The organism is Saccharothrix obliqua, assembly GCF_019375475.1.
Lineage (GTDB): Bacteria > Actinomycetota > Actinomycetes > Mycobacteriales > Pseudonocardiaceae > Actinosynnema > Actinosynnema obliqua.
The window spans coordinates 276,622-291,834 of record NZ_JAHXGQ010000007.1 but is presented as its reverse complement, the minus strand read 5'-3'; the positions used below and the strand labels follow the sequence as shown (position 1 = coordinate 291,834).

Below are 15,213 nucleotides of genomic sequence, written 5' to 3'. Positions count from 1 at the left end.
CCCCGGGCCGGGTTCCGCCCGCGGTGAGAACAGCGCCCCGCCTGCTTTCCCGGTGGCGCGGTATTCCGCCGGTTCCGAATGCCCGGACTCGCCGGCAACACGCGAACCGGGGAACCGGCACCGCTCGCCGGGAACCGTCGATGAAGCGCATGGCCGAGTCCACATCGATAATGGCCGGCACCGGGTGACCGCGCCGGTCGACGCCCCCGTGCGGTCCCGTCGAGGACAACCGCCCTCGCCGTCCGACCCCGGCGTGACCAGGCGGGAGGCCCTGCCCGGAGGTGGTTCCCCGAACAGGGCCTCACCGCCCTCGCCGTACTGGTCCGGATCATCGCCGGGGTGTTCCGCCCCGGCGATGATCACCATTCTCGCACGCCCCGCCCCGCGCCAAATCCGCAATTCTCGGAATGTTCCCGGAATTCACCCCTTGGTGAGAACCCGGCGGAGTATGCGGACCCAAGGCGACCAATGAGCGCGGCGCGTGCGTGCCGCCTTGTCGAACATGTCCTCGATGAGCGCGTCGTGCAACCACCGAACGGCCAACGGCCACCCCAACCGCATCCACCCCACGGCCCGCCCGGTCACCGTGTGCCGGATCCCGCCCGGCACGGCCTCGAACACGTGCGTCCCCACCAACCCGACCCCGGGCGCGAACGTGAACTCCACGCGCCGCCCCGGCAGGTACTCGGTGCACGTGTAGCGGACGAAGGAGTGGCCACCCGTCGCACCGACGGCGAGCGGCCGGTCCAACCGCAACCGCGGCCACGACTCGCTCGGCCACAACTCGACCACGCGGTCCACGACGCCCCCGCCGGGCACCTCCCGCGAGTGCACGTTCCGGATCATGCCCGCCCTCCTTCCATACGCCCCCGTATGGAACCGTACGGTAGCGTACGGGGGTGCGGAAGCGGCGGACCAAGGACGACTGGACGGACATCGCCCTGCGCGCACTGGTCGAAGGAGGCGTGGCGGCGGTCGCCGTGGAACCGCTCGCCGCCCGCATCGGGGCCACCAAAGGCAGCGCCTACTGGCACTTCCCGAACCGGGACGCGTTGCTCACCGCGACCCTGGAGCGCTGGGAGCGCGAGCACACCGAGGCCGTCATAGCCCGCGTCCAGGCCGAGCCGACCCCGCTGGGCAGGCTGCGCCGGCTGTTCGCCGTCGCGCTGGAGGACAGCCGCGACAACGCCGTGGAGCTGGCACTGCTCGCCGCCAAGGACGACCCCGCCGTGGCGCCCGTGCTGCGCCGTGTCACCGACCGCCGCGTGGACTACCTGACCGACCTGTTCCACGACATCGGCTTCCCCGACGACGCCGCCCGGGGCCGCGCCGTGCTGGCCTACTCCGCCTACCTCGGTCAGGCGCAGCTCCTGGCCGCCGCCCCGGACCTCGTGCGGCGGCGCGGGTTGCTGGACGACACGCTCGCGGTGGTGACGGCGCGTGGCTGACGGCCTCCGGCTGGACGTCCGCGTGAAACCGGGCGCGAAGCACGCCGCCGTCGGCGGCCGGTGGCGTGGTGACGCGCTGGTGGTCGCGGTCGCCGCGCCCGCCGTGGAGGGCAAGGCGAACGAGGCCGTGCGCAAGGCGCTGGCCGCGGCGTTCGGCGTGCGGGCGCAGGACGTGCGCATCGTGCGTGGCGAACGCGGCCGGGACAAGGTCGTGGAACTCGACCCGGCGCCACCCGATGCCGCGCGTCGCCTGGCGGAACTGCTCGGCGACGCCTGATCGGCAGTCCTCTGTGGACGGCCCGCCGGATCGGCGGCGCCGGTGGACAATGAGCCCGCGCAACGGGCGGAACAACTGGAGGTCGAGTGGGTGGTGTGACGGCTTCTCTGGGCATCGGCGCCGTGGTACTGCTGTTGTCGGTCATCGCGGTGCGGGTGTCGAGCAAGCTCGGTCTGCCCTCACTCCTGCTGTACCTCGGGATAGGCGTGCTGCTCGGCGAAGCGGTGCTCGGCATCCAGTTCGAGGACGCCGACCTGACCCGCTCGCTGGGCACCGCCGCCCTGGTCCTGATCCTCACCGAGGGTGGCCTGACCACGCGGTGGACGGCGGTGAAACCCGCGCTGGGGCTGGGCATCGCACTGTCCACAGTGGCCGTCGCGGTGAGCATCGGCGTCACCGGCCTCGCCCTGCACCACCTGCTCGACCTGGACTGGCGCACGGCGCTGCTGTGGGGCGCGGTGCTGTCGTCGACCGACGCGGCGGCGGTGTTCAGCGTGCTGCGCGGCGTCGGCGTCGGCAAGCGGCTGACCGGCGCGCTGGAACTGGAGTCCGGCATCAACGACGCGCCCGTCTACATCGCCGTGGTGCTGCTCGCCTCGCCCGACCCGGTGAAGTGGACCGCGCCGCTGCTGCTGGGCTACGAACTCGTGGCGGGCGCGGCGATCGGCCTCGCGCTCGGCTGGGTCGGCGGTTTCGCGCTGCGCCGCGCCGCGCTGCCCGCGACCGGCCTGTACCCGCTGGCGACGGTCGCCGTCTGCCTGCTCGCCTACACCGCGGGCGACCTCGCGCACGCCTCCGGTTTCCTCGCCGTCTACACGGCCGCGGTGGTGCTCGGCAACGCCCGCCTGCCGCACCGCTCGGACACCCTGTCGTTCGCCGAGGGCCTGGGCTGGGTCGCGCAGATAGGGCTGTTCGTGCTGCTCGGCCTCTACGCGTCGCCGGGGCGGCTGCTGGAGTCGCTGGTGCCGGCGCTGGTCGCGGGCGCGGTGCTGGTGCTGGTGGCGCGCCCGGTGTCGGTGCTGGTCGCCGCGCTGCCGTTCCGCGTGCCGTGGCGGGAGCAGGCGTTCATCTCGTGGTCCGGGCTGCGTGGCGCGGTGCCCATCGTGTTCGCCCTCATCCCGTTGATCCAGGGGATGCCCGACGCGCAACACCTGGTGGACGTGGTGTTCGTCCTGGTGGTCGTGCTGACCGTGGTGCAGGGCACCACGCTGCCGTGGCTCGCGCGGTGGCTGCGGCTGGAGAAGACCGGCGAGGCGCGGGAGGTGCAGGTCGACTCCTCGGCGCTGGACGAGCTGGGCGCGGAGCTGCTCCAGGTGCGCATCCACCGCGGCTCCAAGCTGCACTCGGTGTACCTGAGCGAGCTGCGCCTGCCCGCCGGCGCGACGGTCAGCCTCGTGGTGCGCGCGGGCCAGGCGTTCGCGCCGGAGCCGACCACCCGGCTCCAGCAGCAGGACCAGTTCCTGGTGGTGTGCCCCGAATCCGTGCGCACCGCCACCGAGCAGCGCATCCGCGCCGTCGACCGCGCCGGCCGCTTCGCCCGCTGGAAGGGCGACGCCGGTCTGCCCTGAGACCGCTCGCACCACGACGCGTTCCCCCGGGGTGGGCCGGCACCCGGCCCGCCCTCCCAGGATGTGAACCCGGCTCGACTGCCCCGCCGGTCGTCGGCTAACTTCGGTCCCGAGGTCATGAGTGCCGGTGTGAAGCTCGGGCTAGCCGGCCGGCAACCCTCCTACCGCGGTGGGGTGCCCCCGATGAGGACCTGGCCTGGCGCGCAGGGCGTCGGGCAAGCGCGGGCGTCCACCTCAGGGGGTCCGCCGGACCCGCCGGAGGGTGTCGTGACTGTCGCAGTTCCCGGATCCATCGCCGCTCTGCCCCGCGTCGTGGGCGCGTCGCTGCGCGTGCCGCTGGTGACGGGCGAACGCGTCGAGTACGCCAACCTCGACCACGCCGCCAGCGCGCCCTGTCTGGAACAGGTGCGGGACGCCGTGGACGAGCTGCTGCCCTGGTACGCGAGCGTCCACCGCGGCGCGGGTTTCGCGTCCCGCGTGTCCACCCGCGTCTACGAGCAGGCCCGCGACTCGGTCCGCCGGTTCGTCGGCGCCCGCACCGGCGACACGGTGGTGTTCACCCGCAACACCACCGACTCGCTGAACCTGCTCGCCCGCAGCCTGCCCCGCCGCACCGCCGTCGTGCTGTTCGACACCGAGCACCACGCGGCGCTCCTGCCGTGGCGCGGCCCCAACGTGCAGCGCCTGCGCACGCCCGCCACGCCCGCCGAAGCCGTCCTGGAGCTGGACCGCGCGCTGCGCGCCACCCCCGAGGGCCCGCGGCTGGTGGTGGTGACCGGCGCGTCCAACGTCACCGGCGAGGTGTGGCCCGTCGCCGAACTCGCCGCCGTCGCCCGCCGGCACGGCGCGCGCATCGCCCTGGACGCCGCCCAGCTCGCCCCGCACCGCCCCGTCGACCTGCGTGCGCTCGACGTCGACTACGCCGTGCTGTCCGGGCACAAGATCTACGCGCCGTTCGGCGCGGGCGTCCTGGTCGGGCGCGCCGACTGGCTCCAGGCCGCCGAGCCCTACCTCGTCGGCGGCGGCGCGACGGCCCTGGTCACCGACCACGGCGACCGGCTCGGCGTGGCGTGGTCGGCGGTGCCCGAGCGGCACGAGGCGGGCTCGCCCAACGTCGTCGGCGTGCACGCCCTGGCCGTCGCGTGCGACGTGCTGGGCAGGCACTGGGAGCAGACCGTCGCCCACGAGCGGGAACTGCTCGCCCGGCTGCGCGCCGGGCTCGCCACCGTGCCCGGCGCGCACGAGCTGTCCCTGTTCGGACCCGACCACGACCGGGTGGGCGTGGTGAGCTTCGTGGTGACCGGCCAGGACGCGGGCTTCCTCGCCGCCGCGCTGTCCGCCGAGCACGGCATCGGCGTGCGGGACGGCGCGTTCTGCGCGCACGTCGCCGTGCACCGGCTCACCGACGGCAACCGCGCGCTGCGTGCGTCGCTCGGCCTCGGCACCACCACCGAGCACGTGGACCGGTTCGTCGCCGCCCTGCGGTCCCTCGTGGTGGAAGGCGCGCGGTGGCGGTACGAGATCGTCGACGGCCGCTGGGCGCCCGCCGACGACGACCGCGCGCTCCCGCCGTTCCTGCGCTGAACGGGTGCTGGGACAATGTCCCGGTGAGCGCTGAATCCAACACCGAGCCGGAGCACCGGGACGTCCCGGCTGATCCGCGGGCCGCGACGGGCGCGCAGCCGCCGCCCAAGCGGCGCGTGGCGCTGCTGCTGGCGATCGCGCCGGTGGTGCTGGCGCTGGACGTCGCCACCAAGGTGATCGCGGTGGCGCGGTTGGAGGGGCAGGAGCCCGTCGAACTGCTCGGCGGCGCGGTGTGGCTGTCGTTCCTGCGCAACCCGGGCGCGGCGTTCGGCATGGCCGAGGGCTGGACGTTCATCCTCGCGCTGATCGCGATCGGCGTCGTCGGGTTCATCCTGTGGATCGCGCGTCGGCTGCGGTCCACCGGCTGGGCCATCGGCCTGGGGCTCGTGCTCGGCGGCGCGCTCGGCAACCTGGTCGACCGCCTGTTCCGCTCACCCGGACCGCTGCGGGGCCACGTCGTGGACTTCATCTCCGTGGTCGAGCCCTACGGCGGGTTCTTCCCGGTGTTCAACATCGCCGACTCGGCGATCTGCGTGGGCGGCGCGGTCATCGTGCTGATGGCCCTGCTGCAACGCGACTACGACGGCACCAGGGTGGAGAAGAAGGCATGAGCGGGTACCGGACGCTGCCCGTCCCGGACGGCCTGGACGGGATGCGGGTCGACGCGGGCCTGGCGAAGCTGCTGGGCGTGTCGCGGACGGTGGTCGCGACGCTCACCGAGAGCGGCGCGGTCCTGCTGGACGGCAGGCTCGCGGGCAAGTCGGACCGGCTGGTCGCGGGCTCGTGGCTGGAGGTCACGCTGCCCGAGCCGGAGCGGCCCGTGCAGGTGCAGGCCGTGCCCGTGGAGGGCTTGGGCGTGCTGCACGAGGACGACGACGTGATCGTCGTGGACAAGCCGGTGGGCGTGGCCGTGCACCCCAGCCCCGGCTGGACCGGGCCCACCGTCGTCGGCGGGCTCGCGGCGGCGGGCGTGCGGATCGCCACGTCGGGCGCGGCCGAGCGGCAGGGCGTCGTGCACCGGCTGGACGTCGGCACGACCGGCGTGATGGTGGTCGCCAAGAGCGAGCACGCGTACTCGGTGCTCAAGCAGGCGTTCAAGGAACGCACGGTCGAGAAGCTGTACCACGCGTTGGTGCAGGGCCACCCGGACCCGATCAAGGGCACCATCGACGCGCCCATCGACCGGCACCCCAAGCACGACTACAAGTTCGCCGTGATGGCCAACGGCAAGCCGAGCATCACCCACTACGAGGTGGTGGAGGCGTTCCGGGCAGCGTCGCTGCTGGACGTGCACCTGGAAACGGGCCGCACCCACCAGATCCGGGTGCACTTCTCGGCGTTGCGGCACCCGTGCGTCGGCGACCTCACCTACGGCGCGGACCCGGTGCTCGCGAAGCGGCTCGGCGTGACCAGGCAGTGGCTGCACGCCCGCACGCTCGGCTTCCACCACCCGGCCGACGGCCAGTGGGTGGAGTTCACCAGCGAGTACCCGGCCGACCTGGCGGACGCGCTGGAACTGCTGCGCGCCGAGGGCTGACACCCGGCGGGACCTCCCGCCGCGAGGTCGCGATCGCGTAACGTCGCGGTGACGGCTTCGCTCGCATGGGAGGTGCGCGTGGTGTCAACGCGCTACGACGACCCGGACCGCACGCCGCCGAGGGGTTTCCCGGTGGGAGGGCCGGGCAGGCGCCGAACCGGAACCCCGCTACCGGGCGACCCGGACCGCTGGGCGGAGGCCGAGGCCGCGGAGCCCGTCCCGCGCGCCGCCCGCCCGTACGTGACGGGCGCACCCCGCCCCCGGTCGGGCGACGACCCGGGCACCCGCGCCTTCGACCCGTTCGACGGCGGAGCATCCGCCGCCGGCTCGCCGGGGATCGCCGGCGCACCCGGCCCGTTGCCGCCCGGGACCGCTGCCGTGCCTGGCCCGTTCCCGCCCGCTGGCCCACCCGGCGCCACCCGCGAGCGCGGCCCGGTCCCGCCCGGGACCGCTGCTGTGCCCGGCCCGTTCCCGCCCGCCGGCCCACCCGGCACCACGCGCGAGCGCGGCCCGGTCGAGCCCGACCGCGACGCCTTCACCGGCGACGTCCTCGACCCGGCACCCGCCGACGCGTTCGGCACCCGGTCGGACCACGACCCGCACACCACCCGCGACGGGTGGAGCGTCGCCCCCGCGGTCATCGGCGGCGAGCTGCCGGAGACCCCACCACCCGCGCCCGCCCCCGAACCCCCGCCACCCGCGGCCGACTCGACGAAGCGCGGCCTGTTCGGCCGCCTGTTCGGACGTAGCACGTGAGCTGAGGCCGCGCGGAGGGTCCCGCGGGCGGTCGGGTCGGCAGGCTCTGCCCCGACCAACGACTCTGGGGGACCCTCCATGGAGAACAGAGCGAAGCTCGTGGTGCTGCTCGGCACGCTGTGCAGCCTCGGGCCGCTGTCCGTCGACACCTACCTGCCCGCGTTCCCGGCGATCGCGCGCGAGTTCGGCGTCGGCGACTCACCCGTCCAGCTCTCGCTGACCACGTTCATCATCGGCCTGTCGGTGGGCCAGCTGGTGATCGGCACGCTGTCCGACTCGTGGGGCCGCCGCCGGCCGCTGTTGATCGGCATCGGCGCGTACGTGGTGGTGTCGCTGGTGTGCGCGGTCGCGCCCGACGCGTACGCCCTCGCCGGCCTCCGGCTGCTCCAGGGACTCGGCGTGGCCGCCGGGTTCGTGGTGTCGCTGGCGGTGGCGCGCGATCGGTTCGAAGGGCTCGCGATGGCCCGCTTCATGTCGTTGCTGATGCTGGTCAACGGCCTGGGCCCGGTCGTGGCGCCGGTGCTGGGCGGCCAGCTGCTGCGGTTCACGTCGTGGCGCGGCACGTTTGTCGCGCTCGCCGCGATCGCGCTGGTGCTGCTGGTCGCGGCGGCGGCCTGGCTGCCGGAGACGCTGCCCCGGGACAAGCGCCGCCCGGCGGACCTGGGCTCCACGTTGCGCGTGTTCCGCGGCCTGCTCGCGGACCGGCGGTTCGTCGGCTACGCGTTGGCGGCGGCGTTGTCGCTGGGCGCGTTGTTCGCGTACGTCGCCGGGTCGGCGTTCGTGCTCCAGGGCGTGTTCGGGTTGTCGCCGCAGACGTTCAGCCTGGTGTTCGCCGCCAACTCGGTGGCGATCTTCCTGGCCGGCCTGCTGAACACCGCGCTCACCGGCCGGGTGCTGCCGAAGTCGTTGCTGCGCACCGGGCTCGTCACGGGCGCGCTCGGCGGGCTGGGGCTGCTCGGCGGCGCCCTCGCCGGCGGCGGGCTGGTCGCGTTCCTGGTGCCGCTGTTCGCGGTGACGGTCAGCGTCGGCCTGCTGATGCCGAACGCGGCGTCGCTCGCCCTGGCGCGGCACCCGGAGGCGGCGGGCAGCGCGTCGTCCGTGCTGGGCGTGACCCAGTTCCTGCTCGGCGGCCTGCTCGCGCCGCTGGTCGGCGCGGCCGGCTCGGCGAGCGTGCTGCCGATGGTGTCGGTCATGTCGGTGGCGACCGTGCTCGCCCTGGTGCTGGGGCTGGTGCTGACCCGCGGCGACGCGGGCATCACCGAAGCCGACCCCGAACCGGCGTCCGCGTCCGCCTGATCGGTCGCCCTTCCGGTCCTTTCGCGAAGCACCCGCGCGGGCGCATCGTGGGCGGCCATGAGAGCTATGCGACATGTCTCCTACGGCCCGCCGAACGTCCTGAAGTACCTGGAGGTCGACCCGCCCGTGCCCGGACCGCACGACGTGCTGGTCCGGGTGCGGGCCGCGTCGGTCAACCCGCTCGACGACCACCACCTGCGCGGCACGCCCTACCTCCGGCGGACCGCGACCGGCCTGCTGCGGCCCAAGGGCGGTCTCGGCGCGGACCTCGCGGGCCGGGTCGAGTCCGTCGGGTCCGCCGTGACCCGCTTCGCGCCCGGCGACGAGGTGTTCGGCGGTCGCGGCGCGTCCACCGACGACCGCAGCGCCGCGTTCGCCCAGTACGCGTGCTTCCCCGAGGACGCGGTGCTGCTCGCGAAACCACCCGACCTGACGTTCGAGGAGGCGGCGGCCGTGCCGGTGGCGGGGCTCACCGCCCTCCAGGCGCTGCGTGACGCGGGCCGATTACAACCGGGGCAGCACGTCCTGGTCAACGGCGCGGCGGGCGGGGTCGGCACGTTCGCCGTGCAGTTCGCGAAGGCGTTCGGGGCGCACGTCACCGGCGTGTGCGGCAGCGGCAACGTGGACCTGGTGCGGTCCCTCGGCGCGGACCACGTGATCGACTACACCACCGCGGACGTCACCGCGTCCGGCCGCTACGACCTGGTGCTGGACATGATCGGCAACCGGTCGCCGGGCGAGTTCCGCCGCGTCCTCGCCCCGCGGGGCACCCTGGTCTGCGTCGGGCAGGCGGTGCCGCGCCACCTGCTGCTGCGACCGGTGCTGCTGCGCGTCACGTCGGCGTTCATCGGCGAACGCCTGGTCCCGTTCCTCATCCGCAACCGCCGCGAAGAGCTCGCCGCGGTGCGCGACCTGCTCGTGCGGCACGCGGCGCGGCCGGTGGTCGACCGCACCTACCCGCTGGAGCGCGCCGCCGAAGCCCTCGCCTACTTCGAGCAGGGCCACGTGCGCGGCAAGGTGGTGCTGCGCGTCTAGCCCTGCTCGATGCGGACGTGGTTGCCCGCCGGGTCGCGCACGGCGGCGTCGCGGGCACCCCACGGCTGGCTCAACGGCTCCTGCAACACCTCCACGCCGGGCGCGCCCGCCACCTTCGCGAACGTCGCGTCGAGGTCGTCGGTGCGGAAGTTCACGGAGCCCAGCTCGCCCTTCGCGAGCAGCGCCGCCATGGCCTCGCCGCTCTGCGGTGAGCGGCCGGCCGTCACGGGGGACAGCACGAGCCGGACGTCCGGCTGCGCCGGCGTGGTGAGCGTGACCCAGCGCAGCCCGTCCTGCTCGACCTCGTCGCGCACGGTCAGCCCGAGCGCGTCGCGGTAGAACGTGAGGGCGGCGTCGGTGTCGTCGACCAGGACGTGCACGGTGCCGATGGAAAGCGTCATGGGCACGACCCTAGGTGGCCGCCCGGACCGCCGCCGTCCCGGCGGCGACCGGTCCGCGCGCGGGCCTGGTGAGCACCATCGCCCGGCACGCCGGCACGACCTCCAGCGCCCGGTGGTCACGGGCCCGGTACGCGCTCGGCGTCTCGCCGACGACCTGCGTGAACCGGCTGGAGAACGAGCCGAGGCTGGTGCAGCCCACCGCGAAGCAGGCTTCCGTCACGCTGACGTCACCACGCCGCAGCAACGCCTTGGCGCGCTCGATGCGCCGCGTCATCAGGTAGGAGTAGGGCGTTTCCCCGTACTCGTCGCGGAAGCGGCGACTGAAGTGGCCGGCGGACATCAGCGCCGTGCGGGCCAGCGCCGCCACGTCCAGCGGCTGGGCGTACTCGCGGTCCATCCGGTCGCGCGCACGCCGCAACCGCCGCAACTCGTCCAGGTCCACACCCATGCGGACATTGTGCACGGCGGCACCGACGGACCTAGTCGTCGACCGTCCAGACCAGGGTGTTCAGGTCCGTCTCCGGCCGGGCGCTCCACCGGATCGACGTGATCGCCGTGTTCTCCGGCAGCACGTACACGGTGTGCCCGCCCGCCGTCTCGCCCGGCTGCACCCCGATCTTGTGCGGTGGCCGCGACGACAGCGACACGGGCGCCTTGGTCACCGTCTCACCGGTGTTCGTCATCAGCACCAGGTACATGTCGGGCAGCGCGTTGAACGGCACCGGACCGGTGTTGGACAGCTCGGTGTGCACCACGACGGCCCGCTCGCCGCCCGCGAGCTTGTAGCCGGCGGCCGTGAACAGGAAGTCCGCCGGGTCCACCACCTCCACGAGCTGGATGGTGAACCGCGCGCCCTCCAGACCCTCGGTCTCCAGGGTGCTGCCGATCTTCCCGGTCCGGGGCTTCGGCGCCGCCGCCTGGTCGCCACGCGCCCACCCCGCCGACTGCGGCGGACCCCAGGTGCTCATCGGCTCCGGCACCGGCTGCGGCTGCGCCGGGAACGGCCCGGACGGCGGGCCCTGCCGGTACGCGCCGGACGGCGTGCCGCGCACCGTGCCCGGCGCGGGCGGGTACGGCCCCGACGGGGTGCCGCGCACCGCCTGGCCCTGCGCGGGTCCGCCGTAGTTGCCCCACGCCACGCTGTTCGCCAGCGCCTTGCGGATGCCGTTCGGGTCGCACTCCACGCCCACCAGCAGGGGCAGCCCGCTGCCGGACAGCGTGATCAGCCGGGTCGCGGCCTCGCGCGGGTCCATGCCCAGTCTCGCGGCCAACTCGTGCACGGCGGCACGGCCCATCTCGGCGAGCATGGCCAGAAGACGGGCGTCGACGGGATCCGGCGCTACCACCCCTCGAACGCTACCCGCCTGGGGCGATCTTCGCGCCATCGCCCCGCCGGGCGATCGCGGTTCACGCGAACGCGCGCGCCGGGACCCCGAACGCACCTGCCGGGCACGTCGCGCGTGGCGCGTTCGGTTACGGGCGGTGGTGGATTAGGCTCGCCGGAGTTCTGCCCGCGCGTCGACCCGGGCCCGCTTCGATCCTCAGGGGGGTAGGGTGTCCGACTCGTTTGTGCACCTACACGTGCACACCGAGTATTCGATGCTCGACGGTGCCGCGAAGCTCAAGGACATGTTCGCCGAGTGCGAGCGGCTGGGTATGCCCGCCGCGGCGATCACCGACCACGGCAACATGTACGGCGCCTACGACTTCTACCGGCAGGCCACCGCGGCCGGGGTCAAACCGGTGATCGGCATCGAGGCGTACATGGCGCCCGACTCCCGCTTCAACAAGAAGCGCGTGCTGTGGGGCGACCCCGGCCAGAAGTCGGACGACGTGTCCGCCAGCGGCGCCTACACCCACCAGACGATCTGGGCCCGCACCAACGAGGGCCTGCACAACCTGATGAAGGTCGCCAGCCGCGCGTCCACCGAGGGCCAGCTGGGCAAGTGGGCGCGGATGGACGCCGAGCTGATCGCCGAGCACTCGGCGGGCCTGATGGCCACCACCGGCTGCCCGTCCGGCGAGGTGCAGACCCGACTGCGGCTCGGCCACGACAAGGAGGCGCTGGAGGCCGCCGCCAAGTGGCGCGACATCTACGGCGCGGACAACTTCTTCGTCGAGCTGATGGACCACGGCATCGAGATCGAGCGCCGCGTCCGCACCGGCCTGCTGGACATCGCGAAGAAGCTGTCCATCCCGTTCGTCGTCACCAACGACTCGCACTACACCTACGCCGAGGACCGCGAGGCGCACGACGCGCTGCTGTGCGTGCAGACCGGCAAGACGCTCCAGGACCCGAGCCGGTTCAAGTTCGACGGCCAGGGCTACTACCTGAAGTCGCCGGAGGAGATGTACGCCGTCGACTCGTCCGACGCCTGGCAGGAGGGGTGCCGCAACACCCTGCTGGTGGCGGAGAAGGTCGACACCACCGGCATGTTCGCGTTCCAGAACCTGATGCCGCGCTACCCGGTCCCGGACGGCCGGACCGAGGCCGAGTTCTTCCGCGAGCAGGTGTGGGAGGGGATGCGCCGCCGGTTCCCGCAGGGTGTCGACGAGGTCCACGAGAAGCAGGTCGAGTTCGAGATCGGCGTCATCCTCCAGATGGGCTTCCCGTCGTACTTCCTGGTGGTGGCCGACTTCATCAACTGGGCCAAGGAGAACGGCATCCGGGTCGGCCCCGGCCGCGGTTCCGCCGCGGGCGCGCTGATCGCCTACGCCATGGGCATCACCGACCTGGACCCGCTGGCGCACGGCCTGATCTTCGAGCGGTTCCTCAACCCGGACCGCGTCAGCCCGCCCGACATCGACATCGACTTCGACGAGCGCAGGCGCGGCGACGTCATCCGGTACGTGACGGAGAAGTGGGGCTCGGACAAGGTCGCCCAGGTCATCACGTTCGGCACCATCAAGGCGAAGGCCGCGATCAAGGACTCCGCCCGCGTCCTGTACGGGCAGCCCGGCTACGCGGTGGCCGACCGCATCTCCAAGGCGATGCCGCCCGCCGTGATGGGCAAGGACATCCCGCTGTCGGGCGTGTTCGACCAGTCCCACAAGCGGTACTCGGAGGCCGCGGAGGTCCGCGCCCTCTACGAGACCGACCCGCAGGTCAAGGAGATCATCGACACCGGCCGCGGCCTGGAGGGCCTGATCCGCAACGCGGGCGTCCACGCCTGCGCGGTGATCATGTCCGCCGAACCGCTGATGGACCACATCCCGGTGTGGAAGCGACCCCAGGACGGGTCGATCATCACGCAGTTCGACTACCCGACGTGTGAAACGCTCGGCCTGCTCAAGATGGACTTCCTGGGCCTGAGCAACCTCACCACCATCGACGACGCCCTGAAGAACATCGAGCTGAACGGCAAGGGCGCCGTCGACATCGCCGCGGTCCCGTTGGAGGACAAGAAGACCTACGAGCTGCTGGGCCGGGGCGACACGCTCGGCGTGTTCCAGCTCGACGGCGGCGCGCTGCGCGACCTGCTGCGGCTGATGCGGCCCGACAACTTCGAGGACGTCTCGGCCGTCATCGCCCTCTACCGGCCGGGACCGATGGGCGCCAACTCGCACACGAACTACGCGCTGCGCAAGAACAAGCAGCAGGAGATCGTGCCGATCCACCCGGAACTCGCCGAGCCGCTGGCGGAGATCCTCGACACCACCTACGGCCTGATCGTCTACCAGGAGCAGGTGATGGCGATCGCGCGGAAGGTCGCCGGGTACTCGCTGGCCCAAGCGGACCTGCTGCGCCGCGCGATGGGCAAGAAGAAGAAGGAGATCCTCGACAAGGAGTTCGAGGGCTTCGAGAAGGGGATGCTGGACAACGGCTACTCGCCGGAGGCCATCAAGACCCTGTGGGACATCCTGGTCCCGTTCGCCGACTACGCGTTCAACAAGGCGCACTCCGCCGCCTACGGCCTGATCGCGTACTGGACCGCGTACCTCAAGGCGAACTACCCGGGCGAGTACATGGCCGCCCTGCTCACCACGAACTCGGACAACAAGGACAAGTCCGCGATCTACCTCGCCGAGTGCCGCCGCATGGGCATCACCGTGCTGCCGCCGGACGTCAACGAGTCGGAGCGCGAGTTCGTCGCGGTCGGCGACGACATCCGGTTCGGCCTCGGCGCGATCCGCAACGTCGGCGCGAACGTCGTCGAGGCGATCATCAAGGCCCGCAAGGAGAAGGGGAAGTTCGCGGACTTCTCCGACTTCCTGCGCAAGGTGGACGCGACCGTGTGCAACAAGAAGGTCGTGGAATCGCTGATCAAGGCGGGCGCGTTCGACTCGCTCGGCCACCCCCGCAAGGGCCTGCACATGGTGCACGTCGAAGCGGTGGACGCGATCATGCTCACCAAGAAGGAGGAGGCACGCGGCCAGTTCGACCTGTTCGGCGACGGCGGCGGCGACGACGGGGGCAGCGTCTTCGACGTGAAGATCCCCGAGGAGTTCTGGGAGCCCAAGCACCAGCTCACGCTGGAACGCGAGATGCTCGGCCTCTACGTGTCCGGGCACCCGCTCAACGGCGTGGAGACGGTGCTGGAGTCCTATTCGGACGCTTCCATCGCGCGCATCCTGGAAGGCGACGTGCCGGACGGCACGCAGGTCACCCTCGGCGGCATCCTCGCGTCCGTCACGCGGCGCGTGAACAAGAACGGCGAGCCCTGGGCGTCCGCGCAGCTCGAAGACCTCGCCGGTGGCATCGAGGTGCTGTTCTTCCCCAAGAGCTACATGGTGCACGGCATGTCGGTGGCCGAGGACGCGATCGTGCTGGTCAAGGCACGCGTCGCGAAGCGGGAGGACCGGATCTCGCTGATCGCCAACGACCTCGTCGTGCCGGACCTGTCGGAACTCGGCGCGCAGGCCCTGAAGCTCAAGGTCAACGCCGCCCGGTGCGACCCGAAGCTGGTGACGTCGTTGAAGGAGGTGCTGCGGGCCCACCCCGGCACCACCGAGGTGCACCTCAACCTGATCATCAACGCGAGCCGCAACACCCTGCTCAAGCTGGACGACGCGCTGCGCGTCAGCCCCACCCCGTCCCTGATGGGCGACCTGAAGGCCCTCCTGGGCCCCGGCTGCCTGGGCTGACCCCGCGGGGCCGGGCGCGGTGCCCGGCCCCGCGGGCGCACCGGGCATCTCTTCCGCGCGCGGGTCTCACCCGCTGCCGGCACAGCGGGCGTTCCGGCCGCCACCGCGGGAAAATCGGGCGTACCGGGCGCTCTCGTTGCTCCGATCGAGTGACATCCTGCTCCGATGGGCACATGAGCGCTCCTCCGAACGTTGAGTGAACAGGGTTAACTCAAAACAGGAGGGG

The 15,213-nt window shown here is 72.6% G+C and carries 14 protein-coding genes and 1 riboswitch; of the genes, 10 read left to right on the top strand and 4 right to left on the bottom strand.

Annotation, left to right across the window (positions count from 1 at the left end):
- Positions 1 to 420: 420 nt before the first annotated feature.
- Positions 421 to 846 (bottom strand): SRPBCC family protein, encoded by a 426-nt coding sequence (locus KZQ38_RS23185; RefSeq protein ID WP_219444422.1) that lies wholly within the window; start codon positions 844 to 846, stop codon positions 421 to 423.
- A gap of 53 nt (positions 847 to 899) precedes the next feature.
- On the opposite strand from KZQ38_RS23185, the gene KZQ38_RS23180 reads away from it, so the two are divergent.
- From KZQ38_RS23180 to KZQ38_RS23140, 9 genes are all read left to right on the top strand, one after another.
- Positions 900 to 1,448, top strand: coding sequence for a TetR/AcrR family transcriptional regulator (locus KZQ38_RS23180; protein WP_219444420.1), 549 nt, complete (start codon positions 900 to 902; stop codon positions 1,446 to 1,448).
- Positions 1,441 to 1,725, top strand: coding sequence for a DUF167 domain-containing protein (locus KZQ38_RS23175; RefSeq protein WP_219444418.1), 285 nt, complete (start codon positions 1,441 to 1,443; stop codon positions 1,723 to 1,725). Before KZQ38_RS23180 ends, KZQ38_RS23175 begins: the two co-directional genes overlap by 8 nt.
- 95 nt (positions 1,726 to 1,820) lie before the next feature.
- Positions 1,821 to 3,293, top strand: a complete 1,473-nt coding sequence (locus KZQ38_RS23170; RefSeq protein ID WP_372452271.1) for a potassium/proton antiporter — start codon at positions 1,821 to 1,823, stop codon at positions 3,291 to 3,293.
- A gap of 113 nt (positions 3,294 to 3,406) precedes the next feature.
- Positions 3,407 to 3,521: riboswitch (SAM riboswitch) on the top strand.
- Between the two features lie 39 nt (positions 3,522 to 3,560).
- Positions 3,561 to 4,877, top strand: a complete 1,317-nt coding sequence (locus tag KZQ38_RS23165) for an aminotransferase class V-fold PLP-dependent enzyme (RefSeq protein WP_219444414.1) — start codon at positions 3,561 to 3,563, stop codon at positions 4,875 to 4,877.
- Between the two features lie 23 nt (positions 4,878 to 4,900).
- A complete protein-coding gene (lspA, locus tag KZQ38_RS23160) occupies positions 4,901 to 5,488 on the top strand; it encodes a signal peptidase II (protein ID WP_308258538.1) in 588 nt (195 codons plus the stop codon).
- Entirely contained in the window at positions 5,485 to 6,414 is a 930-nt protein-coding gene (locus tag KZQ38_RS23155; protein ID WP_219444412.1) for an RluA family pseudouridine synthase, read from the top strand. Before lspA ends, KZQ38_RS23155 begins: the two co-directional genes overlap by 4 nt.
- Positions 6,415 to 6,495: 81 nt before the next feature.
- Positions 6,496 to 7,170 (top strand): hypothetical protein, encoded by a 675-nt coding sequence (locus tag KZQ38_RS23150; protein ID WP_219444410.1) that lies wholly within the window; start codon positions 6,496 to 6,498, stop codon positions 7,168 to 7,170.
- Positions 7,171 to 7,248: 78 nt separating this feature from the next.
- Positions 7,249 to 8,466 (top strand): multidrug effflux MFS transporter, encoded by a 1,218-nt coding sequence (locus KZQ38_RS23145; RefSeq protein WP_219444408.1) that lies wholly within the window; start codon positions 7,249 to 7,251, stop codon positions 8,464 to 8,466.
- A gap of 57 nt (positions 8,467 to 8,523) precedes the next feature.
- Positions 8,524 to 9,501 (top strand): NAD(P)-dependent alcohol dehydrogenase, encoded by a 978-nt coding sequence (locus KZQ38_RS23140; RefSeq protein ID WP_219444406.1) that lies wholly within the window; start codon positions 8,524 to 8,526, stop codon positions 9,499 to 9,501.
- On the opposite strand, the gene KZQ38_RS23135 is transcribed toward KZQ38_RS23140, so the two are convergent.
- From KZQ38_RS23135 to KZQ38_RS23125, 3 genes are read right to left on the bottom strand one after another with little or no spacing between them, the layout of a single operon-like run.
- Positions 9,498 to 9,902: a VOC family protein gene (locus tag KZQ38_RS23135; protein WP_219444405.1), complete on the bottom strand. Its 405-nt coding sequence runs from the start codon at positions 9,900 to 9,902 to the stop codon at positions 9,498 to 9,500. The genes KZQ38_RS23140 and KZQ38_RS23135 overlap by 4 nt on opposite strands.
- 10 nt (positions 9,903 to 9,912) lie before the next feature.
- The gene (locus tag KZQ38_RS23130) at positions 9,913 to 10,350 is read right to left on the bottom strand and encodes a helix-turn-helix transcriptional regulator (RefSeq protein ID WP_219444403.1); all 438 of its coding nucleotides are present in this window, start codon (positions 10,348 to 10,350) and stop codon (positions 9,913 to 9,915) included.
- Between the two features lie 31 nt (positions 10,351 to 10,381).
- Complete coding sequence (locus KZQ38_RS23125; protein ID WP_219444401.1) at positions 10,382 to 11,248, bottom strand: Lrp/AsnC family transcriptional regulator; 867 nt, start codon at positions 11,246 to 11,248, stop codon at positions 10,382 to 10,384.
- 208 nt (positions 11,249 to 11,456) lie between these two features.
- Between KZQ38_RS23125 and dnaE the strand changes: the two genes are divergently transcribed.
- Complete coding sequence (gene dnaE, locus KZQ38_RS23120) at positions 11,457 to 14,987, top strand: DNA polymerase III subunit alpha (protein WP_219444399.1); 3,531 nt, start codon at positions 11,457 to 11,459, stop codon at positions 14,985 to 14,987.
- The last annotated feature ends 226 nt before the right edge of the window (positions 14,988 to 15,213 follow it).

Bases quoted from the DNA above. Each gene is read 5' to 3' on its own strand.
- KZQ38_RS23185 (WP_219444422.1), bottom strand. From the start codon at position 846: ATGATCCGGAACGTGCACTCGCGGGAGGTGCCCGGCGGGGGCGTCGTG.
- KZQ38_RS23155 (WP_219444412.1), top strand. From the start codon at position 5,485: ATGAGCGGGTACCGGACGCTGCCCGTCCCGGACGGCCTGGACGGGATG.
- KZQ38_RS23145 (WP_219444408.1), top strand. From the start codon at position 7,249: ATGGAGAACAGAGCGAAGCTCGTGGTGCTGCTCGGCACGCTGTGCAGC.
- KZQ38_RS23140 (WP_219444406.1), top strand. From the start codon at position 8,524: ATGAGAGCTATGCGACATGTCTCCTACGGCCCGCCGAACGTCCTGAAG.
- KZQ38_RS23135 (WP_219444405.1), bottom strand. From the start codon at position 9,902: ATGACGCTTTCCATCGGCACCGTGCACGTCCTGGTCGACGACACCGAC.
- KZQ38_RS23130 (WP_219444403.1), bottom strand. From the start codon at position 10,350: ATGGGTGTGGACCTGGACGAGTTGCGGCGGTTGCGGCGTGCGCGCGAC.